Here is a 24,839-nt window from a genome sequence, read left to right as displayed (position 1 = left end):
TTAAAACAAATGAATACTTTGAGAGGGAATTGCGGTGGCAACTTTCATGCCTGGATCCAGTTCACCATTTCTGATCATTTTACGAGGGACAAGAGCATTGATTTCAAAGTCAGCATATTCAAGAGTTACACGTGCATGAAATCCACCGATAGTAATGCTTTTAACTATCGTTTTAAAAGCATTATCCTGAACATTATTGACTTCACGCCCAACAAGAACTTCTTCAGGCCTGAAAGCTAAAGAACATGCCCCATCCGCTGATTCTACACAATTTAAAGTTAGATCACTCAGTTTAACGCACCCACTTTCAGGCTTACAGGCATAAATATTTGTCATTCCAACAAAATCAGCCACAAACTTTGAGCCCGGTGAATTAAAAATATCTCTTATGGCCCCTTTACGGATGAGAGTACCGTTTTTGATTATAGCCCCGTTATTTGCAAGGTAAAGAGCCTCATCAAAATCATGGGTTACCATAACAAAAGTAATTCCTGTTTCTTTATGAATAGATTTAAGTAAATCCTGTACCTCTTGACGAAAGGAAGGATCAAGAGCTGAAAGAGGCTCATCTAGTAAGAGAACAGCTGGATCAACAAGTAATGCTCGCGCAATTGCAGTTCTTTGCCGCTCCCCTCCAGATAAATGTCTAGGGGTGCGCTCCAGTAGATGTGAAATATTGAGCATTTCAGATAATTCATACGCTTTAGATTTTGCATCAGCCGCGTTAATACTCTTATATCTGGCACCAAAAACAATATTACTCATAACAGTTAAATGAGGAAACAAAGCATAGTCCTGATAAACAATCGACAGACCACGTTTTTCTGGAGCAAATCCAGTGATATCAGTACCAGCTACTTTAATTTTACCTGACGTAACAGGAACTAATCCAGCCATTGTCTCCAGCAGCACAGATTTACCGGACCCCGTTGGACCCAAGAGAGTAAAAAAATCTCCTTCGGCAATATGCAGACTAATATCTTCAAGAGCGAATCCAGGCAGTTGAACTTTTAAATGTTCTATTGAAATCATACGTTATCTCCCCTTAGCCCACGGGATAGAATCCGCAATGCGGCAAACAAAATAAGTGATAGAAAAATAAGCCAGATTGCGACAGGACGGGAATATGCGAGCCCATAGGCGGTAAATCTCTCATACATTAGAACAGGTGCAACCATGGGATGATATGCGACTATAACGACTGCACCGAATTCGCTTAATGCCCTAGCCATACACATAATCATTCCGGTCAAAAGAGAACGCCATGCAAGAGGAAAGGTTACACGTACAAACGTTTGAGACCTGCTTGCCCCAAGTGTTCTAGAAGCTTTTTCAAGTCTCTCCGGCACAGCTGAAAAGCCATCTCTGGCTGCATTAATATAGAAAGGCAGACCTACAAAAAGCAGTACGGCCACAATACCTGTTGAGGTCCCCATAATACGAATTCCAGCCTGCAGCAGATGCTGACCTATCCAATGATTACGTCCAGCAATACTGAGTAAAGCAATACCGATTACGGGGTGAGGTATCATAATCGGAAGATCAACAATAGACTCAATTAATCCCTTGCCCCGAAAATCCTTGCGTGCAAGCAAATACGCAAAAGGTGTACCTATAACAAATGAAATCAGTGCGGCCAGACCTGAACAAAGCATACTGCGGATGATGGAATCACGAACATCAGTATCCATAATGGTCTCGGTCAATTCTGAGAGATTTGAACCAAGAATAAGCTGACTTAGCGGGAGAAGAATAAATCCTAAAACAAGAAAAGTGGAAAGAACTCTGCTGATAGAAATATTATTTTTATTCATATAATTTAATGAGAAAAGCCGAAGGATTAGTCCTTCGGCTTTATATTTAGCATAATATTATTTTTTAACCTTAATAATTTTGCCAAGGGGTTCGGGCATGTTTTTGATCATAGCCTCATCAGGCACAATTGCCGGATCAAAAGGAGGCTGTCCCATTTCCTTAAGAATTTTAAGCCCTCCGTCTGAAGAAAGCATGTAAGTCAGAAATGCAGTTGCAGCAGCTTTATTAGGAGCCTCTTTCAACATGGTTACACCATAAGTGATTGATTTACCTATGCGCTCAATAGTTGTCCCGGGCTTTTTACCTGATACGGAGACTTTAGCCTGCTTGTAAAAATTGTTATATTTATAATCTGACAAATTAATATGCTTGTCCAAAGTGACGTACTTTAAACCATGCTGAACTGCCACAGAAAGATATTCCCATGCGTAGTCCATATTACCTGTTTTGAGCAGAGAGATAAGCTCTACAGATTTAGGACGAACCCATTCATCTTTGCGCTGTGACATTAGTTTATTAAAGAGCCCCGGTTTACCGTAAAATTTTTCAGCAAGCTGCAGTACCATCACACTGCGATAACCGCACGGGTCAATATTGGGATCAGAATATCCCCATACCACGTCGGGTTTCTGAAGAATCTCATACCAGTTATCAGCATTAATATCAGATGCGTATTGGCTTTGATCTGTATAGCAAAGTACAAGCTGATTAGTTGCAAAACGGATATTAAAATCTGCAAATTTTGGTATAAGATTTTTATCGATAACAACATAATCAGCTGAAGCCATGATATCTGCAGGTTTACCTACTTCTGAAATCATACGGGCCATTTTTGTGGAACCACCGGCTTCCCTTTTAATATCTACCCCAGGATGCATGGCTTCAAATTCTTTTTCCATCTTTGCAAGAGGAACAGAAAGACTTCCTGCATGAAATATAACAACATCACCACTAATCTTTTCCAATGCAACTGCAGAATTTACAGTCATAATTGACAAAGCGGCAAGTGCAATTCCCATTAATAAAATACGCATTATTACCCTCCATTTTTACAAGCTTAAATTTCTTATGCTAAAAACCGTATATTTAGTAGGGGAATTATTGTCAATCAACTGAAGACCAAAAAAAAGCAGCTCAAAAAGCTGCAAACAAAAAAACAGGCGGATAAATCCGCCTCGGTTTCTAGTAAAGTTAATGGGCGATTCTTTCATCCCCACCAATTCCGGCATCAATCTTCTCATTCTTATCGCAGAGTTTCACTCTGTTGTAGAACAAATCTTCAGGTCCTGCTTTAGTAAACAATTCACCCAGAAGAACGTTCAGAAACATGCTCTTACTAATGCCGAGGTTTTTACAAGCACCCTCAATCTTCTCATTTAGTTCTGGATTCAGATATACATCTGATAGTGGTGTATGCATTGATACCTCCAATTAAATATTCTTATTCAATTCTAAAAATTACCTTTACTTTTTCATCACTGCTTAAAGCATAATATTTTTATAACTATATGTATAGCAGTAAGTAATAAATTTACTGTTCTGTTGCTTATTTTTCATATAGATGTATCGAAATTTTATATATGTGCAACATATAAGTTTTTTTTGCACATATGTGCAAAAAAATGTGCATTATTTTTACACACCACCCATCACATTAATCTAACATACTTATATTATTTATTTTAAAAAAATGGCACACATACTGCTTTATAGATTTCAACAAGGACGAAAGAAAGTGTTCCCCTGCACATTCTTAATAATAGTCCGAAGAAATATAGTCTTCATTCCTCATCATCACTCCTTAAAATGTAGAAAGGACCGGGATACCTCCACCCCGGTCCTTTCTACATTTTAATACCTTAAAAATTAAATGATTTGCTTCTGCATCTTGCATAAAACACTGTAACTAAATAGAATAGCTGACTTTCATTTTGTTAATGAGTATTTTGATGTTTTTAATATTCACTAGCGAATAAAGAATGAGAAACGAGGCAGCAATGGCTTCACGATTAAAATCAAAAGGTCTCACCAATAAATAAGCTACAACAAAAAACAACTGTATGATCATAATTTTAGCCTGCAGACTGTTTAGCCAACGAAGACCTAGAATACGTTTGCACTGAAAATAGCGCAGCATATTAACAACCACAAAAGCTGCAAAAAAAGCTGCACCAGCACCACTTACACCCATAAACTTATAAAGAAACACACAAAGGACAGCATTCACCCCAAGAGCCGTAAGAGTATTGAAGGCTTCAATTTTTGATCTGCCAGCCATCAAAAGTACATATCCTACAGGGCCGATATAACAGCTAAAGACATTGCCTAGAATCAAATAAAGCAGACATCCTGTTCCCCCATCATAATCAACACCGAAAGCATCCATAATAAAATTAGAATATAATAACGAAAGAGCCAGAATAACGAATGAAAAAAGCGATAAAGAACAGGTGATATCACTATATAGTTTATTAATAGAATCAAAATCATTTCTGGCATAAGCAGCAGAAATATGCGGAACATACACACTATTAAAAGTGTATAGCAAAATAGAAATACTCATTGCCACGCGCATTGCAGACACAAAAACAGCAGAATCTGCAATAGACCCTACCCCTCCCAGAATAAGCGTATTAATCCAGACCAGCGAATTTTGTGCGAAGGCAATCGCAAGCAGTGGCAGGCAGTAAGCAATTATATCTTTAAGAGTCAGCGAGCTATTAAGTTTAAACGAAAAAGACAGCGAATACTTATGCCTGGTGGACATAAACGCATAAATAAATGTTAACCCGAAAAGTAACGAAATGCTGAGCACATAATAAACGACACTCATATCAACTACAAAAGTCGAGCACGCAATAATCAACATTCCCCATGGAATGACAGTATTTTCAACAATAGTTATACCGGAAACATCCCCGAGGCTCTGTCGAAAAAAGATAATCAGATAAGTCAAACTCCAGAAGAAAATTATCGGTGAGGCGTAAAGAATATAGCGGGTATTATCAGGATTCTTAAATACAAGGGTGGAAAAAAACTCTGGAACAAAAAAAACAGTAATAAGTAAAATAGCAGAAAAACATCCCACTACCAGCAAAGTGATTGTCCACAAAAATGATAAATTTTCAGGATCTTCACTTTTAAGAACTGGCGCAAACTTCATGCACGCATTGCCAAGGCCCAGCTGTGAGATCAATGCACAAAGAAAAGCAAAAGTATATGGAATAAAAAATAATCCAGAACCATACGCTCCATACTTCTTTGCAAGTGCCCATGTTAAAAAGAGTCCACCAACCCCTTTACCAATCTTAGCACTGAATACAAGCGCAATTTTATAAAGGGTGGATAAATTATTACTCAAAGCGTTTTCCTTTTAGCTTTTGAATAATACTTCCATCAATGAATGTGTAATAAAATAAATTTCTTACTTTCAGCCAACACCAATGAATGGCATGGCGAACGGCAACCGAAAGAATTTCTTTTGCTGAAGTATCAGAATCTGCGTAAAGATCGTACCCATTTTCAACCAGCAGTTTTCCGCACATCTTTTCATAAATCCAGACTTCAGCATCACTAAGATTTTTCCGCCATTTAACCGCAATACTTTTGTCCGGAGCTTTATTAACATTAGTATGCAAATGCTTCTGACTGTTCCCGATCAGCTTATGAAACTCTTCCTGTGTTGATGAAATTTCCCTGCCAGAAGCGCTTATAGCAAGTTTATCAAGCAAACAACTGACAACAGATTGATTATCAGCAACAAGATCTTCAAATCTTAAATTAATTACAGGCTGGTCAGCCACTCCCTTAAGCTTTTTTCTCCACTCAAAAGCAGACTGAAAAACATTATTAGACATTTTTAGACCGGAAACAGACACCATATTCAACTTTGAGTTATAAACGGCCCGACCATCACGGATGAGATTTATAAAAAGAGGATCATCATACAAGGATTTAAATGTATTAAGATGAAATTCGTATCTGGGTCCTTTGACAATGATCAATTCCGGATATTCTTCACCTCTGACTTTAAGATACTCATCAATTATAACATCAAAAGTTGATTTATAGCTGAGTCTTGGTAAAGAGCTAAGCTTTTCACGCAGCATTTCCTTATTAATATTCCAGTCACAAAACTGCGGTTCTGAATAAATAAGATCAATAATATGATCAGTATTAAGCTGACCTTCATCACAGAAATTCTCAAGAATAAGAGGAATGAAAGCACTTTCTTGCGTTACAATAATACCGGAAAAAAGATTTAAAAGTGATGATAATAGAGTAGAACCTGAACGGCTATCATATAGCAAAAAGGCGTATTTCATTAAAGCTCCGATAAACTTGAATAGAATTTATATCTTTTCAGCAGTAAGGGATGAAAATTTTATTTTATATTTACCACTTACACTCTCAACAACAGCAGTATCCAGTTCTTCATTAAAATTAATAACAAGAGCAGGAGAAGTGCACCCTTCTTTAGCCCTGGCGATTGCTGTCAGCATAGAAACAGGCATAGAGGTTTTACGAGTACGGGTGTTGAGCATGCCAATACGTGGTATATTTTTTCCCATTGATTTAGTGGGAATCATATATCTTTTAAAAGTGCCTGAAAAATTTTTTCCCACAAAATTAAGAGCATAGTCCTTTCCATAATCAAGACAAAAGTCATCTCCCACCCTGCGGGTATCCCTTTCGAGATGAAGAGGATAATCGATTTGAATATTTCTGGACGGTACTACATGATCACGAACAAACACATCTGCACCGCCAATCACGACAATAGCTCTTTTCCATGACTTCGGTCTGACACTAGGAGGATAAAGGCCCGCAAGTTCAATCTCTACAGCCTGAAAAGAATCGCCAGTATTAAACTTAGGTTTAGGAATTACACCTTTTGAATCTTTATAGTCATACTGCAGAAACCATGTGCCACCTTCGCCGAGCTGTCCCTGCTTATCAAAGGTCAATACATTGTGGCTTGAAGATAACTTCTTAAGCACATATCCATCGTCTTGTACTATTGACTTCCGTCCACTCCACACACTAAATGTACCTTCATCTGGATGAATATGTGAACCAGGATAAACTCCCTTTGCTAAAGCCAGGTACCCTTGCGGAGGTCCTGCTTTGAACATTACAAGAGATCCATCTTTATCCCACGAAGAACGACTTAGTAAAATACCAAGATTATCAAACCATCCGAAAAGAGGCATATTTTCAGGAGAAACAGGCTTAACTGAAGAATCATACCATATATAGTCCTGCCAAAGCACAGAGCGCTTTCTCCTTACGCTCTCAGTCTTGGCAGCAAGCCATTGAGCATGTCCATCCTTAAAGATAGAAGCGAGACAGCGTAAAAAACAACTTGGACCATAGAAATCAATTATTGGAGAATCAGCATAATCAACATTGTATTGAAAACCCGGAAGTGAAGCATAAAGTCTGAACTTGGCAGTATTTTTAAAAAAACCACTGTTTCTAACTTTATCGAACCCTTGAGCAGGAGCCATCGCACTATAGTAATTTAACATCCAAAGCGTACCATAACTCCAGTAACCAATACCTTCATGTGAAGCTCCATCCGGAGAAAGCAAAGCAAGCACCGCGTCAAAATTGTTCTCAGCTGCATTAAGCCATTTAATGGCTCTACTATCCTCGCCATATAAGGCAATACCAGCAACGGCCAGAGATGCAACATTCACATAATTATGATTCTGGAGCAGCCCCTTATCCTGAGACCACCATATTTTCTTTTTACGGGTCAGATCATAAAATATTTCAGCATGCTCTGCTATTGCGTCACGTACCAGCAATTTTAATGTTGGAGACAGCTCATCATAGAACCAATCATAAGCAAGAGACATAGAATAAAGGACATGAGCAGGCCCCATATCGCTATTACCAGCCCAATCAGAATTTACACTGAAAGTATGCAGCAGATCTTTAATATTTGAAAAGTAAGAAGAATCACCAGTTATAAGATAGTAAAAAGAAAGATTAAGAAGACCATCAGCAGGACGCCGAATGGTTGCAGCATCATATAAAACAAGATTATTAGGGACTCTGCTTCCAACTTGTCCCCGCCCTCTCTTGCGTATAACTTTCAAAAAATCAGAATAGGGCTTCGTATCTTTAACAGCTCGAAGCTCTTCAAGTCTCTGCTTGGTAAAGTATAACCTTGGTCTGCTTTTAAAAACAGAATAGTCAGCAGCTCCACATATGGCAGGAACGCTGCAAAGGAAAAAAATTAATCCTAGTACAAACAATACAGCCTTCAGCCGCATATTAACTCCTGATTTATTTCTGCAGACTAAACCTTTTAACAGCCTTAATAAGTTTGATTAATGTTCGTTTGATAATGCCCATGGAATCTTCAAGACTGGATACTCTCTTTTCCAACCCAATAATATATTCCTGCATATCAACATTTTCAAAATTAAATGTTGATTCCGGAACAGTAAGCAAGCCTTCTTTTATCCGTTCCTGCGCAAAACTTTCAACAATACTGCCGGTAATAGGTTTAACATCGTCAGCAAAACCATAAATTAAAGAACCTTCACAGATGACATTAATATTACGCGGAATTCCATAGGAATACTCATTAATCTTAGAAATAGCTTCCTCAGTAAAAATGCTGTGGGGATCTTCCGCTCCACCCTGCTTTAGACGATAGCATACATACTCAACAACTTCATGTTCACGTAATCTTGAAAGATGTGCACTGACAACAATACGTTGAACAATCTGGCTGTATCGGGCTTTCCTGAGTTTAGCCCTAAAACCGGATTGTCCAACCATCAGAATAGATATCAGATTATCTTTGCCAGCTTGCAGGTTTGAAATCATACGTACTTGCTCAAGAGCTTCGTCACTTAAATTCTGTGCTTCATCAAGGATAAGTAAAACTTTCTTCTCGCCCTTAGTATAAACATCAAGCAAAAACTCCTGCAAAGCATTGAGACAAGAAGCCGGCGTCGGATTTTCAGGCATTTCGACTTCAAGTTCTGTAAGAATCATTTCAACTATATGATCACCGCCAACAGCACTATTAAAGATTACTCCCACAATAGTGTCTTGGCATCTATCAATCACGAGTTTATAAATAATAGAAGTTTTACCGGTTCCAGCATCCCCGGTAAGCATTATAAGACTGTCACCGTTCATAAGCCCATATTCAATATGAGTCATTGCCTGCTGGTGCCACTGACTAAGATAAAAAAAGTCAGGGTCAGGCAAAATATTGAAAGGCTTCTCTTTTAACCCAAAGAATTCCAGATACATATCCACACCACCTAAATAACGACATCCAGACTTTCTTTATCAGTCTTATTTAAAACAACCCCAACAATATTACGGTCCTCTAAAAGACCAAGAGCCTTTTTAACATACTCACGGGACGTTTTACCGGCCTCAATAACAAAAATAATGCCATCTACATAACTGGAAAAGACCAGCGCATCCGGAGCATTTAAAAGATCCGGACAATCAAAAATAACATAACGGTCAGGATACCGTTCCTTCATTTCCATAATCAATTCCTGCAACTTAGGCGAACCCAGAATTTCAGTAGACCCTCTGATTGGATCACCTGAAGGCAGGTAAGAAAGTTTATCAATTCCAGGCTTTACTAGAAGTTCATGTACAGGAATATCATGCAGTAAATGGTCACTCAAACCTTTACTAACATCAATACCCAAGTATTTATGAATACTAGGGTTACGCATGTCAGTATCTACAAGCAATGCAAACTGATCAACTTCGCGTGCAATACTTATAGCCAGATTAATTGAAGTGATTGTTTTACCTTCACCCGGCATAGCACTGGTCACCATTAAAACATTATGACCTTTCTTTTTGGTACGATGAAGAATCTGCGTACGCAATAAATTGTATATATCTGTAAAAGAGGAGCTACTGTGTTTAGTCAAAATCCTGTTTTTTGCCAAAAGAAGTTCATCAAGGACAAGATCATCATCAAAAAAGCTCTTTGGAATGGTGCACTTCTCTGCTCCTCCAAGAGGATCAGCCGTAGTAATTCTTTTATCCTGGTCAATACCAGAAGAGTCATCATTATCTCCAAGCTCTCCAGCTAACGCTGGCTCAACGTGTGACTGTCCCTTCTCAATCCAATTATCTTCTTGTGTGCGCCTGTTACGCTTAGCTTTTTCAACAGCCTTGAGCAATTTGCTCATGGAGACTCCCTATATAATTAAAAATTAAGTGCCAGCTTTCTAATAACTTTTACAGCGATGATATCCAGAGGCATATAAAATAAATGAACACATGCAACCCCAACAACAACAACGGCTACACCAGTTAATAAGGTAATCCACTTCCTTCTTACTATAGATCGGGCTTCAACTTCAGTCTCCCAGTATGGAACAATTGCCAGCACAGGATACTTAACAATATCCGACAACTCTTCCGCCCTGCGAATTGAACGATCCATGAACTCAAGCACAACACCAACTCCGATACCAATCCCCATTGACAAAACAAAGCCCACAAGGATTAACGCCAGACGGTTGGGCCTGATAGGTTTTTCCGGGACAATAGGAGGATCAATTAAAGTGAAACGCTCAGCAAGCTGACTCTGCTCAAGCCCTTTCGCCTCACGAGCAGCAAGCAGTCTAGTATTGACGTCCTGATACTTAACCTGAGCATTCTCATAATCACGCAGAAGTATTTTATACTCCTGTTCTACCTGAGGGGTATTTACAACCCTGCTCTGAAATTTTCCATATTGTCTCTTCAGTTCAGTATAAAGCCTTTCAGTTTCTGATATTTCAAGCTCTGTGGAAGCAATCTGAGTTTGAATTTGAATGTATCCCGGATTATCAGGCACATCCATTGTTGATTCAAACATACCGTCTTCGAGAGAAGCTTCTCCAAGGCGTTCATTTAATGAGTCTATCTCCCGTTTCAAACGGATAACTTCAGGATGCTTATCTGAATATTTTTTATTCAGAACTTCGAGCTCCTGCTCTTTTTTCTTAAGTTCTCGTTTTATAAGATCATAACTCTGAACAGCATCAACTTCCAGTTCTAAAGAATCAACCTGCCGCTTCAGGGCAAGCACGGCGGGATGTTTTGCCGAATACTTAGAGGTAAGTTCAATATATTGACGCCTAAGCTTTTCAAGATCCTCTTTTGCCGTTGAAAAGCGGCTCCCGTCATTGGTAACAATTCTCAGGTGAGGATCAATGCTGGCAAGCTGACCTTCAAGGTAGACCTTACGGTTTTTAAGAGTCCCAACCTGCTCCTGAACTTTATCCATCTCACGCTGAAGTTTCTCCATAGAATTCATATTGTGAACAAGAAGTTCTGGCAACTCATTCACATGCTCTTCCTTAAAAGTAGCAATCTGAGATTCCAATTCAAGAATTTCAGACCGAAGTTCAGAAAGCTGCAGCTCTAAAAATTCAAATGTAGATCTCGCCTTATCTTCACGCTCTTTAAGATTTTCTTTCAGATAAAGTGACGTTAAAACATTTGCTACCTGAGCTACTTTCTGCGGTCTACGTCCTTCATAAGAAAGAGTAAATGCAACAGTCGCACTGGCAGGACGTCCGGAATACTGATTTGTAACTTCCGCAGTAATAGGTTCAAGCTTAATATCATCACGCATTTTGTTGATGATTTCTTCGGTTGTATATTTACCTAAAAGATCAGGATAAAGATCAAATTCTTTTATTATATTAAGCAAATTACCATGACTGAGCACAATCTGTGAAATAGACTGCAACCTTTCCTCAATAAAACCTGTAACAGTTGTCTGAACAAGATCCTGTGGAATGCCCTGATCTTCAATAAGAATAGTCGCAGTCGACTTATAAACAGGAGAAAGAACAAAGGCCAAAACCAAAACCATTGAAAAAATTATCCCTGCAGGAAGGATAAACTGATATTTTCTGCGCCGCAGTACATCAATATAATATGCAATATCCGAACTCTCTTGCATCTACTCCCGACCCCTTATTTTATCTCTGTTGGAAAAGAGAATGAAGCTCCAATCCAGGTTTTCACTCTTTCGTTTACAGTCCCTGAAAGCTCATTACGTCCCCAGTTATAACTAAAACCGGTAAACACCTTCCAGTCCTTCTCAAATTCCCAACGAAGAACTTGCTGTGTAAATATGCCGGAGGCCTTATGTTTCTCACCACCGCTTGTCCCATCCGACTCATTCATCCAGTAAGTATTTATAGTATCATACTTTAAAAATTCACTAAAATCATAGCGAGCATAAATCTCAGCCTGATCCATTATTTCATTCTCGCCGTAACGCCCAGGACGCACACTTCTTTCAATAGCTGGAACAATGGCATATTCAAGCTGTCTGTATCCGATCTCAGCCCGTAACTGATAGATATAGTCCTGATTATCACCAGTAACTTCGTCGTTAGAATAATTGGAAAAAGTTATACCAGGGCCGCCTTTAATTGACATTTTCCAACCAGGTGAAAACTGATGATCAAATCCGATAACCCCCTGAAACGTTAGCTGATCGCTCTTCAAGTCATCAATTTCTCGGCTGAAATGAGTAAAAGTATTCATTTCACCCACAAAAATCTGACTCAGGCCATCATTAAGGAGATGTCCCCATACCAGACTAAGAACATTCGTAATATAATCAGAATCAGCTTTTCTTTCATAGTCAGTCTTATCAACATAATTTGAAACTCTCAAATTATCATTCTCGCTAAAACGCCAGTTGACTTCGGGAGTTGCAGTTGTTTTTAAAACAATAGTCGGATCAATTTCTACGCCACCTGATTCATATGTGTTCTGATCAAGATTATGGTAGCGCTTGTGAGCAACACTGAGTCCTGCGTCAAGAGTCGGTGAGAACTTGTATTTACCAGCAATATTGACATTGTAATCATATCTATCAAATTTGCTATTTTCGAAATAATCACGATAAATAAAATCACCATCAAACTTCAGATTAACTTTTTCACCAATGATATCAACCTTTAGAGATGGTGTAATTTCAGTCACCATGTCATCAATATCAGTATAATCAATGTTAGAGTCATATGTTTCCCGAACACTTATGGTGGGAATAGCTCTTACAAATTTCTTAGCCAACCCTAAAAATCGTTTTGGAGTAGTAAAAAAAAGTCCATTTTCAGAAGATTTCCAACGACGCATTTCGTCATTATCAGATGGAACTAATGATACTGATGCGAATTCCTTTCTAACTCCATCAGATGGCAGAATTACAACTTCATCTTTATCAGCCGGTTTATTTTTTTTAAGATCAGGCCTTTTACCGGATGGATATAATTGGGAAGATGACGACTCAGCCTGAGAAACAATCGTATTCTCCGACTCTATTTCAGTAGAGGACTTTACTGCAGAATGTTTGCCGTCAGTGCTTACAACTTCAGTTGGTTCTATTAGTAAAGTATTCTTTTGGTCTGAATGTTCACTTGTTCCCAGCTCAGCAAGCTCAATCATAGGTTTAGAACTCACAACAAGATCACTGACAGGTCTTTTCAAATCAGGAACATATTCAACTTCGGCCAGCTTCACAGCGTGAGTCACATTATTGAATGGCAAGACAACAGGTTTACGCACACGCCAGGATTCTTCTATCCCTGCGCGTACGCCGCAAACTGGTACCATCAGCAAACTGAGTACCAAAATACGAAATAACCTATTTAATCCCCTAGACATCTATCCCCTCTATCAAATCAGCTTGTTCTATATATTGGTCAATTACGGAACCACGACTGTGTCTCCGGGTTTCAGCAAAATGTTTTGCTCAAGATTATCACCATCAGCAAAATCATCATAATCAAATGCAAAAACTTTCTGACTACCGTCTGGGAACCTACGTACAACACTTATGTTGCCAGCTGCGGCAAAGTTGCTAAGTCCACCCGCCATTGCCAAGGCCTGAACAACAGTCATATCCTGTCCCATTACAATCATTTTAGGGTTCTGAACTTTACCCATAACGTACACTTTAGGATTCTCAACCTTGCGCAAAATAACTGTCACAGCTGCATCAGGTATGTACTCTACAATTCTTTTCCTGATTTCCTTACGAAGGTCATCAACTGTACGGCCCCCGGCAACTAAATCTCCAACAAGTGGAAAGGAGACACCTCCATCGGGACGAACAACTACTTCTCTTGCAAGGTCATCATCGCCCCAAACAGAAATCTCAACAATATCTTCAGGTCCAAGTTTATATTCACTTTTTTTAACTTCTTGTGCACCAGAAACCGAAGGTGATATTGCAAAAAAAATGACAATAACAGTAAAAAGTAATAATTTTGTACACTTCACAACAATCTCCTGACTTTTTTTAAATATAAAGATATTAATTCAAGAAAAAAAAACAAATTTATTGGAAAAATTCAAAATATTGACTTTTAAATATTATAAAAATCCAATCATTTAAATAGGAATAATCAATAATACGAACTATTGTCGCCACGCAAGCTTAAAAATTGTTTTAAAAATGATTTCTAAATCTAAAAAAACGGACCATCTCTGTAAATACTCAATATCATATGATATTCTTTTCTCCATATCTTCATTTGAATGAATCTCGCCCTTATAACCGTTTATTTGAGCCAACCCAGTTATTCCAGGCTTTGATATGTGTCTGAGCATATAACCCGAAATATGCTTTCTATATTCTTCATTCATTTTTACAGCATGAGGCCGAGGTCCCACAATAGACATTGAACCTAACAGTACATTCAAAAACTGTGGCAATTCATCAAGACTGTTTTGGCGCAAAAAGAGGCCGAATCTTGTTATCCGCGGATCATCCGTGGTGGCAGGCACAAAATCATAACCATCTTCAAGAACCTTCATTGTTCTGAATTTATAAATCTGAAAAGGATGTCCACCTAATCCATATCTCCATTGCTTAAATAATACAGGACCTTTTGAAGTCATTTTTATGCCAAGTGCTATTATAAACATTACTGGAGAGATAAAAAAAAGGATAAGAAGTGAAATAGAGATATCTTCAAGACGCTTAATAAACCCATTCATGCCCTCAAAAGGAGAAGAACGAAGTGCAATTGCAGCTTGGCCCGCAACCTGTGCAACATTTCCACCCATGAGTTTTTTAAAAAGAGTCATATCCGGAAAAAAATAGATCTGAGCAGTTGAATCTTCCAACTCATGAAGCAGCTGATTCAGCAATGATTCCTCACGCATTGGTAACGCTAAATAAACCAACTGGATATCATTTTCCTTAACGTACTGCGGTAGTCTCTCTATTTGCCCGATACATGGAGTCGATCCATTACATGCATTGTCTTCACGATCAAAAAATCCTTCAACATTAACTCCAGCCCAAGGATTTTCCCTAATCCAATCAAAAAGAGTTGCGCCCAGTGAACCTGTCCCAGCAATTACAGCCTTTTTGTTCATGCTGGTTTCAAAAATCCAGTTAAAGAAAAATTTACGGATAAAAACCCGTTCAAGACAAAGTAAAGCTGGCCAGACAAATACCCACAGTAAAATTACGCGTCGTGAGTATATACTTGAAACTTTGAAGATATACCCCAAAATAAGCATACCACCAAAGACACAAAGTACAGAGACTATAACTCTGTTACATTCAGAAATTATATCAGATCCGGACCACTCTTTATATACTCCGGCAAGATGAAAACAGACCAGAGTAAGAAGAACAGAGGTGATAACCAGCATAGAGATTTGTGGAGTTCTAGAAACAAATGATCCCGGAGAAAACAAAGAGTAGAAGATCAATAGCCCGACAGCGCCGAACAAAGCATCTATTACTCTATGAAGCGAGCTGAGAGTCTTAGCTTGAAATCTAAACTTATACCCCATAATTCCTCCCAAATAACTCCTTAAAAACAATAAAGCATTATTGCAATAAATACTCTATTTATCCAGTAACTTCTCAAAAAAAAGGAGGTCGCAAAGCAACCTCCTTAGCAAAAACATAATCTTTAAGTTAATGGAATTATATTCTTTCAAGTAAATTCACAGCATCCTTTTTCTCAGGGAAATCATCCTGTGAATTAATCAGCTTAGTTAAGATACTCTTGGCTTCCTTCTTTTTATCCTCACGAAAATAAACAAGAGCTTTGTGATACTGTGCTGCAGAGAATTCAGGAACAATCTGCAAAGCAGAGTTCAATACGTGAAGGGCCTGTTCGTAATCACCATTCAGAAAAAGAATATAACCTAATGTATCAAGAGCCTCTGGACTTTGACTACTGGCTGCAACTCTTGCAAGTTTCAATGCTTCTTTCATATCTCCACCATTGTCAGAAAACTTGGTAGCAAGAAGATATGCAAGGTTGTTTGCTGCAAGTTGAAACCCGGGTTTTTGCTCAAGAATATTTGAATATACTTTTCTTGCCTTTTTAAAATCACCAGCCTGTTCATAAAGTAAGCCAAGAATGAACTGAGGCCCTGGATTTTCGGGATCTTTTTTAACTTCTGCTGAAAACTTAACTATTCCATTTTTTGTTTTTTTATTAGAAACATATAAATCACCTATCCGCATATACGGCAACATCCACTCAGGAGCTAGACTGATCGCTCTGCTATAATTTTCTTCAGCTTCATCAAAATTACCTCGTCTTGCCTGAATACGGCCCATAAGTTCATAAATTCTGGCGTTATCTGGAAATTGTTCAAGCAGATTTTTACAAAAGTTCACGGCTGCTGTATATTTATTCTGTTCAAGTAAAACAGACACTTTACCTTGAATAGCAACAAGGGATTCGGGTGCTATTTTCAACACTTGAGTATAATATTTCTCAGCAGAAGCATTTTTACCTTCAGAACGTTCAAGCTCAGCAAGTTTTATCAAGCCGATAGGAGAATCAGGAAAATCTTTAGCCACGTCAGTAAAAGCACGAACAGCCAGATTTACATCACCCTTAATGGCGTAAACGTCACCGATCGCAGCAAGAATATTTATATCATCAGGACGCTTTTCCTTAAGTCTTTGCAACTCCAGAATAGCCTGATGCCAATCCTTGCGGTCAAGATAAGTATTAATCAAAGCTTCACGCGCAGGTGCATATCCGGGATCAATAGATATAGCCTTCTTCAAATTCTCGATGGCAATACCTGTTTCGTCATTTGAAAGATGCCCCTTCGCGAGTAATACATACGCAGGAGCACTATTGGGATTATCCCTGACCACCTGTCTGAACTCTGCAACAGCTTTCTGCCCTTTACCTTCCAGCAAATAAATTTGACCACGCAGGTAATGAGCCTCTGAATCCTTTGGGTTACGTTCAATAACTTCGTTAAGCTGTTCCATAGCATCACCAGCTTGATTCATATCAAGATATAAGGTCGCCAGCTGCTTACGGTACATAACATTGTCAGCACTTTCTTCATCTAGGGCTATACCATTAATCAAAACTTTTGATGCATCTTCAAGACGTCCTTGACTAATATACAGTCCAGAAAGAGCTGAACGAATCTGAAGAGAAGCGGTATTAACCTTCAACCCTTCAAGCAGTACATTTTCAGCAGCCTCAAATTTTTTCTCTGCACTGAGAAAACGTGCGTATAGAACTCTATATTCTTCTTTCTCAGGAAATCTTTTTACAACTGCCGCCATCAATTCATCGGCTTTTTTAGTGTCGCCAATATTGGAGTAATATTCCGCTGAAAAAATTTCAAACCGCGGATCTCCCCCCCCCACTTCAAGAAGCTTTTCAATATACGACTTAGCTTTTGCGGGTTCACCGGACTGACGATATAATGCGGCGATTTTCATTAATAAAGAAGTATTATCTGGAATACGTGCAGCTCCTTCTATAAGAGCCTTCTCAGCATCATCCATTTTTTTCTGTCGTACCAAAACACTGCTGAGAGACAGGTACACATCAGGATTAGCGGGATCCTCATTCTTTGCTATGCCAAGCATTCTTTCTGACTCAGCATACTGTTTTTTTTCTGCCAGAACCGAAGCTAAAACCAACCGGGCGTCAATATTAGTTTCCTCTTCATTTAACGCCTTACGAGCCATATCACCGGCACTATCAAACTCTTTAGCAAGCAGATAAAGCTTAGCAAGTTCAACCTTTGCTTCAGTCAGCTTCGGATCAAACTCATTTGCATATCTGAAGTTAACAAAAGCTGTTTGAAAATTGCCCTCTTCAAACGCAAGTTTCCCAAAAAGCAAACGGCACTCAGCGCACTCAGGATCAATTGAAAGAGCATTTTTAAGTTCAAGCCTAGCCTCAGTATATTTCTTTTGTTTGTAATACTCCTGAGCCTTGGAATAAAATTCTTCGCGTCTTTTTTCACAGCCTGTTGAAAGACAGGCGATAAGCAAGATTATAAAAACCAGTAGAATATTTTTACGCATTTTTTCCTCTATTTTGTTCCAGTTCTAAGCGATATTACTCAGGGATATATGGGGCTAGAATTGATGAAAAATTACTTATAAAACGATCAAGAATCTTTTGCCCATGTTCAATTGTTTCACCGTCAGCCAATAATAACTCTAAACGTACAAGAGCTCCGTCGGTCCGCTTCTTCTGTATAGAGTCTAAAGCAAGATAAGCTTTATTTAAATATTCGTTAGTGATGATTCTTCCTCTCTGCTGAAACCAATAAAGAGCAAGAAGGCGATGTCCAGGCTTTTGCAAAATAAGCCGTCTAACCTTAAAAGGACGTCCAGCCTTCGAATCAGGATTCAAATCAGCCGTAGAGGATAAATCCCATCCTCCTCCCCCCAGAAGACAACTGACCGGATTATGTGCAGCTCTTTGCGGCTCTTGATAGTTATAGTATGAAGTCAGAAGCAGAATATCTCTTCCCGATTTTTTATCCTTAAATACACCTGAAATATAGTCATCAGCCCCCAGGGACTTCACAATATTATCATCAAAATACTCGCGCTTCCCTTCATATTGGGAAAAACTCATAGGAAAATTGTCAAAACTTTGTCTCTCTGGAATGACTCTTCCAGAGAGAGAGCCTTGATACCCCAAAAAAAACAACCCCAAAAACAATGACATAACAATTAAATGCAACGGAGCTGTTGTTGAAGGCTGCCCATATGATGATACAGACTGCACAGATTCAATTTCATTTTTACTACTGAAAAGATTCAGAAAACAACTCAACGCGACAAGCAAAACAATCGAAAGCAGATAAATAATTATTCCTGACGCATCATGAAAAAAATTCTCTGCTGTCTCAACCGAAATACTTCGAGCAATAAAACCTACAATTGCAATCCGTAAAGCATTTGTGGCGATAGCTGTTGGCACAGTCGCAAGAATTACAACTATTCGCTGCCATGATCTTCGATTAAACCAATAGCCGATCAGAACACCAAGCAAGACTGTAGGAAACAGATATCTCAGCCCGCTGCATGCATCGACAACATGAAGCTGAATCATTCCAAGATCAATAATATTACCTTCTCTGAAAACAGGAATATCTATAAATTGCATAATACGTACTGATAAATCAGAAGAGATCAAACGCAACTTAAAAGTAAGCATCCTGTTAATAAAAGGCGGTGGTGGAATTGCAAAAGCAAGAACAATTAGTGGAAATAAAAAAGCTTTCATCGATCGCCATCCAAAAACAAACAGCACAACAGCAAGTACTGAAAGCCACATGGATGCGAAAACCAAAGCGTCTACAGCTGAGGCCTTACCAAGAAAAAATAAAAAGCCAGCTAAAAAAACCGTAAAATAACCAGATTTTACTGCAGGAATACTAACCTTGGGCAGCATATCCCTTCTTTGCCATGCTACATAAACAGCAAGAGGAACAACAATCCAACAATAAGAATAGTCATCAGAGTACCATCTATTCAATAGAGGTGGAAACGAATCCCAGTATAGAACACTCCACGCAGCTAATATGGATACAAAAGAAAAGATAGCTGTCACTTGCAGATTACTCCCCAAAAATTACAAGACAATTTTTTTAATAAAAAAGTTAAAAACAACTTTACCTATTAATAGCATAAAAAGATATGACCAGAAACACTAAACCAATAGAGAAGCTTATCAAAATTACTTAACACGCGATCATCTAATTTCAGAAACCTTAACTTCAATTCCACCAAGCTTTTCGTCTTCTTTTCTGTGGTCAGGAAGTTCTATATAAGAAAGAACTGCATAAAAAATCTGTCCCAACCCAAACCTGGTAACATAGCTGTTACTTGCAAAATTCATAAAACAAACAGCAAAAAACAGGGCAAGGAAGATATATCGCACCCTGCCCTCCAATAATCGTATCTTTCGGTAAATACAGAATTGAAATGCAAGAAACAGAATAATTCCAACTAAACCTGTCTGCATCATTACATCAAGAAAATCATTATGACTATTCAGCATTCCACCGACAACATCACTTTTGCGCTTTGTATGGGACCATGTGTTACCGACCCCAACTCCGGCTAGGATTTCGTCAAGACCCTGCGATGAAAACTCTATGATATTATGTTTCCAGATATAAGGACGCCCCGAACCAAAATTTTCAGCAGATTCCTTACCACTTGCAGAATCAATCATATCGTAAAATATAGTATATAAGACAGCCGCTGACAAAATACTTATTGCGCACATTACAGCTGTCAAAACAATAAGCACTCTTTTATTTACTCTAAACAAATAGTAATATGCAAAAAGTATAAAACCAAAAAAACATGTGCGTACATAACTTTTATACAAGCAGTAAAAGGCAAATACGCTAAGCATTGCTAAGAACACAACAAACAGCCGTTGACGGCGTAAAGGTTTCAACTTTGTGTCTGAAGAACAGATTACAGCATATATACCGATCAGCATCAGAAACATGGCCATACAGTGACCTAAATCGTGACAGTTGTTATAAACACCTTTAAATCTAGCTAAATTATTCCAATAAAGAATAGTGTAAAGACTTTTTCCCTGAACAATAAGAAATGTACTGGATATAATAGGTACGGCAAAACCTATAAGCATGATTTTAATAAGTCTGGAATACTGACGCGTATCAACTATAACATTCTTTAAAACAAAATACGTAATGAACGGTAAAACAAATTTTGCAGCATCTTTAAAAAGTGATCTATCAATATATAATACATATATAAAAAAGACCCATGTAACAAAAGCGAACAGGAAGAAATCTACAGATGAGATATTAAGTCTTTTTGCCGAAATAACACGCAGAATAAAAGCTATAATAAGAATCCCGGTTGCAAAAATCGCAAAGACTTCATTAATATTCAATCCAAATACAAGCCAGCCGATATCAATAAACATAATCGGCCGAAAAAAGAAAAACAGTGATAATAACGCAGTCATAGCATTCCAGAGTTATAATATATTTAAATTATTAATAAAATTTTATCTTTTCAAAAGTTGCTGATAACAATCATATATATTGGCTGAAACCTTTGCAGAGCTAAAATGTTCCGCAGCAAAAATGCTTGCATTATTTGAAATCTTATCTCTCTTCTCATTATCATTCAAAACAGATCTTACTGCATCTACAATAGACTGAACGCTAATCTTATCCAGCAATAATGCATTTTCATCTGGGATAATTACGTCAGTTATCCCTCCTGCGTCTGCTACAATTGAAACCATTCCAGAAGCCATAGCCTCAAGCAGAGCAACAGGACATCCCTCCCCATAGCGAGTTGGTAAAAGAAAAATACATGATTTTTTTAACGCCTCAAATTTTTCATCATTCTGAATATAGCCGGGAAAAAAAACATTATTTAAACCTTTCTCATTCACTATTTCCATCAGACGATTTTTTTCAGGGCCATCTCCTGCCATGATCAGCTTCAGGTCAGGATACTCCATACTAATCAAATGAAAAGCCTCAACTATTTCATAAACACCCTTTTCAACAATAATACGGGAAAGATACAGCAGAGTTGTGCAGAAGTCACCACGATCTTTACAGACGGGGATATCGCTCATATCCACCATTGTAGTAACAATTTTTATTTTATCTTCCGCCACTCCTATTTGGACTAATGCTTCTTTGAAACTTCCTGCGAGAACAAGAACTACACCGGATCTATTTAAAAGACTGCTGCATATTTTAGAAAAGAAGCTGCTGGATGAAATTTTTTCAAAAAATACATCTTCCCAACCATGAAAAAAAACTAAAATTCGACCACCATATCCAAAACTCAAAAAAAGAATAAAAAGTAATATTTCTTTAATGATAGATCTAAAATTAAGGGAAGGATTAACATGAATAACATCAAATCTTTTTTGGATGAGCAGCTTTGTAAAAAGCAGCAAATCAATAAAAGGCATTAGAAAACACTGCAAACCTCGCTGAAATGCCCGACGCCCATAAAAAACAGATTTGATACATACCTTACCTTCCAGCTCACGTAAAAGCAGCTTAACGGTCTCAGCAACTCCGCCCATAAGTTTCAAATCAGGTGAAACTATAAGTAATTTTAATTTATCCTTTCCCACCACTCCTCCATCAATTCATATATCTTTGCCTAACTTAAAGAAGCATTTTGTTCCAGTATTAAGCAACCAGACTAAATCACATTTCTTAAACAAACTGTAACCCGACAGTAACAATCGGTCTAAAAAAAGGGATATTGTCTTTTAACACTTAGCAAGTACAACTACATTTCACTTTAACAATAAACCAATTTTTAGACTGGAGCCTGACAAATTATGCTACAACTCCTTAAAAACAAAGCAGCCCCTCTTTCAAAGATGTCCTGTGGCAATATAAAATGTTTTGAAGGACCGGGAATAGGAAGTCTTATTCAAAATGCAGGCAGGCTCAATATTCTGTATTTTGCCATACAGGATTTCCCTACATTATCAGCGATGTATGGCCCTGAATGGGCTGAACATCTGGAAAATGAAATTAAGAAATATATCCTAATTGAAGGTCATACCAATTTTCATCATGATGATTTCCACATCTTTTCTTTCAATCCGGGAGAATTTCTACTTTTAGATCCCAGCCAAATATTAAATGACTCCCACCTGCAGGAAATTGCGTATCAATTTAAAGTAAACATTGAAAACAACGTAAAGAGCGACCAAATTGGACGCACAGGAAACAGCATTACAATTAATACAGGGCACTCTTTCTTCTATGCTGCCCAATCAAATGATCAGCTTTGGTCTGGTTTTTTGTCCTCAATGGGAGAAGCAAGGCTGGAAGCACAAAAGAATATAGATATCTCTAAACTTGAACTCAGTAATGAATTTTGTGATATCCTTATACAGGGTGACATTCGCTGCCATTACCAGCCAATAGTTGATCTCGGAGATAAAACCATTCATGGCTGGGAAGCTCTTGCCAGAGGTCCTCTTAATTCTCCTTTTCGCTCTCCTCTAACGTTATTTGATATGGCCGAAAAGCTAGGTAAACTTTTTCCTCTTGAAAAATCATGTAGAGAAGCTGCCATCAGCTCTTTTGGCGAGCACCGACCACAACATAAACTTTTTCTGAACATTCACCCAAGAACAATTGTTGATCCTAACTTTACAAGTGGTGAGACAAAAAGACTGCTTGAGATGTATGATCTCAAACCAGGAAATATCGTATTTGAAATAACTGAAAGACACAGTGTGAAAGATTTTAAAACCTTTCGCAAAACTTTGGATCACTATAGAAACCAAGGCTACCTAGTTGCCATCGATGATGCAGGAACAGGATATTCTGGCCTCAGCTCTATTGCTGAAATAAAACCTGACTACATCAAGATGGATAAATCCTTTATAGATGACATTGAAACCAATCAGGTTAATAGGGCAATAATTGATACTTTCACTACTTTTTCTGAAAAAATAGGCGGAAAACTTATAGTAGAAGGTATCGAGACTCAATCGCAGGCATTAACTGTAATTGATATGGGTGTTCATCTCGGACAAGGCTTTTTTCTGGCAAAACCGGCAAAAGAAAAACCGCAACTAACTGACTCAGCAATGAACTTACGTAAATCAGCTGAAATATCTTTAAATAGCTCTACCTACGGAATTCCTGTAAAAAATCTGGTAAATAAGGTTGAATATGTTGAATCAAACACAGCTGTCCCGCTAGTGCAGCAGCTTTTTGCACAAAACAATTCAATAAGCAGTGTTGTAGTTGTCCACAACATGATTCCATGCGGGCTTATCATGGAATACAACCTGAATAAGCACCTTTCCGGAAAATATGGAGTAGCCCTATACTCTAACAAACCAATCAAATCGATAATGGACGACGGTCCGCTTATTGTTGACCTTGAAACCACTGTTGAAAACGTATCGCAGCTTGCCATGGCCCGTTCCCGCAAAAAGGCTTATGATGATGTTATCGTCACATGGAAAAATCAACTAATGGGAACAGTTTCAGTGCAAAGGCTTCTTGATACCCTCGCCAGCGTACAGGTTGAAATGGCGAAAGGCACCAACCCGCTTAGCGGGCTACCGGGGAATCTGGATATTGAAAAAGAAATTGACCGCCGCATGAAAGCCCATGAAAAATACAGCATTATTTATGCAGATCTTGATAATTTCAAAGTGTATAATGACACCTACGGCTTTAAAAACGGTGATAAAATAATCTTACAAATCAGTAAAATTATATCCTGGGCTACACGGAAACACGGTTCCACCGGTGATTTCATAGGACATATAGGCGGAGATGACTTTGTAATGGTCACGACACCGACCAAAGCAGAACGTATTTGCAAGGGGATAACCCGTTGTTTTAAGAGACTGGCAAAATATAATTATAATAAAAAAGACTCATGCGAAGGATGGATGGAAGGCAAAGGACGTGACGGTTCTATATCCAAATTCCCATTAGTTTCAGTTTCTTTGGCTATCCTTGACTGCGAACCGGAACAAACTCTTATGGAAATAGGGGAACATGCTGCTTCGCTAAAGAAATGGGCAAAATCCATAGAAGGCAATTGCTGGGTGCGGGAAAGGCGAAAACGCTAACCATCTTTCTCAAAAGCACAGACACAATAAAAAACGAGAATCTGAATACATTAGATATCTTAGATTCTCGCTTTTTGATTATTATACTTTTTTAAATGATAAAAATTAATAAGT

At 38.2% G+C, this 24,839-nt stretch carries 18 protein-coding genes; 1 reads left to right on the top strand and 17 read right to left on the bottom strand.

Annotated elements, in window-relative coordinates; translation table 11 throughout:
- The 17 genes from H589_RS0113505 to H589_RS0113425 all read right to left on the bottom strand — a co-directional run bounded on the left by H589_RS0113505 (window position 1) and on the right by H589_RS0113425 (window position 22,241).
- Window positions 1–1,032 (bottom strand): ABC transporter ATP-binding protein, encoded by a 1,032-nt coding sequence (locus tag H589_RS0113505; RefSeq protein WP_027722516.1) that lies wholly within the window; start codon window positions 1,030–1,032, stop codon window positions 1–3.
- The gene (locus tag H589_RS0113500) at window positions 1,029–1,814 is read right to left on the bottom strand and encodes an ABC transporter permease (protein WP_027722515.1); all 786 of its coding nucleotides are present in this window, start codon (window positions 1,812–1,814) and stop codon (window positions 1,029–1,031) included. The genes H589_RS0113505 and H589_RS0113500 overlap by 4 nt, the downstream gene beginning before the upstream one ends.
- A 57-nt stretch (window positions 1,815–1,871) precedes the next feature.
- Window positions 1,872–2,852, bottom strand: a complete 981-nt coding sequence (wtpA, locus tag H589_RS0113495) for a tungstate ABC transporter substrate-binding protein WtpA (RefSeq protein ID WP_027722514.1) — start codon at window positions 2,850–2,852, stop codon at window positions 1,872–1,874.
- A gap of 154 nt (window positions 2,853–3,006) precedes the next feature.
- The gene (locus H589_RS0113490) at window positions 3,007–3,234 is read right to left on the bottom strand and encodes a hypothetical protein (protein ID WP_027722513.1); all 228 of its coding nucleotides are present in this window, start codon (window positions 3,232–3,234) and stop codon (window positions 3,007–3,009) included.
- A 487-nt stretch (window positions 3,235–3,721) separates the two neighbouring features.
- Window positions 3,722–5,176: an MATE family efflux transporter gene (locus H589_RS0113485; RefSeq protein ID WP_027722512.1), complete on the bottom strand. Its 1,455-nt coding sequence runs from the start codon at window positions 5,174–5,176 to the stop codon at window positions 3,722–3,724.
- Complete coding sequence (locus H589_RS0113480) at window positions 5,169–6,140, bottom strand: sulfotransferase (protein ID WP_027722511.1); 972 nt, start codon at window positions 6,138–6,140, stop codon at window positions 5,169–5,171. The genes H589_RS0113485 and H589_RS0113480 overlap by 8 nt, the downstream gene beginning before the upstream one ends.
- Before the next feature lie 27 nt (window positions 6,141–6,167).
- The gene (locus H589_RS0113475; protein WP_027722510.1) at window positions 6,168–8,099 is read right to left on the bottom strand and encodes a DUF4962 domain-containing protein; all 1,932 of its coding nucleotides are present in this window, start codon (window positions 8,097–8,099) and stop codon (window positions 6,168–6,170) included.
- Between the two features lie 13 nt (window positions 8,100–8,112).
- On the bottom strand, window positions 8,113–9,096 hold the full coding sequence (locus H589_RS0113470; protein ID WP_027722509.1) for an ExeA family protein: 984 nt from the start codon (window positions 9,094–9,096) through the stop codon (window positions 8,113–8,115).
- 11 nt (window positions 9,097–9,107) lie between these two features.
- On the bottom strand, window positions 9,108–10,007 hold the full coding sequence (locus H589_RS0113465; RefSeq protein WP_027722508.1) for a polysaccharide biosynthesis tyrosine autokinase: 900 nt from the start codon (window positions 10,005–10,007) through the stop codon (window positions 9,108–9,110).
- A gap of 17 nt (window positions 10,008–10,024) precedes the next feature.
- On the bottom strand, window positions 10,025–11,776 hold the full coding sequence (locus tag H589_RS0113460) for a GumC family protein (protein ID WP_027722507.1): 1,752 nt from the start codon (window positions 11,774–11,776) through the stop codon (window positions 10,025–10,027).
- A gap of 14 nt (window positions 11,777–11,790) precedes the next feature.
- The gene (locus H589_RS0113455) at window positions 11,791–13,443 is read right to left on the bottom strand and encodes a porin family protein (RefSeq protein WP_245577176.1); all 1,653 of its coding nucleotides are present in this window, start codon (window positions 13,441–13,443) and stop codon (window positions 11,791–11,793) included.
- 93 nt (window positions 13,444–13,536) lie between these two features.
- Complete coding sequence (locus H589_RS0113450) at window positions 13,537–14,112, bottom strand: polysaccharide biosynthesis/export family protein (RefSeq protein ID WP_027722505.1); 576 nt, start codon at window positions 14,110–14,112, stop codon at window positions 13,537–13,539.
- 138 nt (window positions 14,113–14,250) lie between these two features.
- On the bottom strand, window positions 14,251–15,642 hold the full coding sequence (locus H589_RS0113445) for an undecaprenyl-phosphate glucose phosphotransferase (protein WP_027722504.1): 1,392 nt from the start codon (window positions 15,640–15,642) through the stop codon (window positions 14,251–14,253).
- A 136-nt stretch (window positions 15,643–15,778) separates the two neighbouring features.
- Complete coding sequence (locus H589_RS0113440) at window positions 15,779–18,154, bottom strand: tetratricopeptide repeat protein (protein WP_027722503.1); 2,376 nt, start codon at window positions 18,152–18,154, stop codon at window positions 15,779–15,781.
- A 34-nt stretch (window positions 18,155–18,188) separates the two neighbouring features.
- On the bottom strand, window positions 18,189–19,697 hold the full coding sequence (xrtD, locus tag H589_RS0113435; protein ID WP_027722502.1) for a VPLPA-CTERM-specific exosortase XrtD: 1,509 nt from the start codon (window positions 19,695–19,697) through the stop codon (window positions 18,189–18,191).
- Between the two features lie 141 nt (window positions 19,698–19,838).
- On the bottom strand, window positions 19,839–21,101 hold the full coding sequence (locus H589_RS0113430) for an O-antigen ligase family protein (RefSeq protein ID WP_027722501.1): 1,263 nt from the start codon (window positions 21,099–21,101) through the stop codon (window positions 19,839–19,841).
- Between the two features lie 42 nt (window positions 21,102–21,143).
- Entirely contained in the window at window positions 21,144–22,241 is a 1,098-nt protein-coding gene (locus tag H589_RS0113425) for a glycosyltransferase family 4 protein (RefSeq protein WP_027722500.1), read from the bottom strand.
- 213 nt (window positions 22,242–22,454) lie between these two features.
- Here H589_RS0113425 and H589_RS0113420 point away from each other — a divergent pair, with 213 nt between their 5' ends.
- Window positions 22,455–24,725, top strand: a complete 2,271-nt coding sequence (locus tag H589_RS0113420) for a GGDEF domain-containing protein (RefSeq protein WP_027722499.1) — start codon at window positions 22,455–22,457, stop codon at window positions 24,723–24,725.
- The last annotated feature ends 114 nt before the right edge of the window (window positions 24,726–24,839 follow it).

It is taken from the genome of Maridesulfovibrio zosterae DSM 11974 (genome assembly GCF_000425265.1).
Classification (GTDB): domain Bacteria; phylum Desulfobacterota; class Desulfovibrionia; order Desulfovibrionales; family Desulfovibrionaceae; genus Maridesulfovibrio; species Maridesulfovibrio zosterae.
This window is presented reverse-complemented; position numbering and strand designations above follow the sequence as displayed.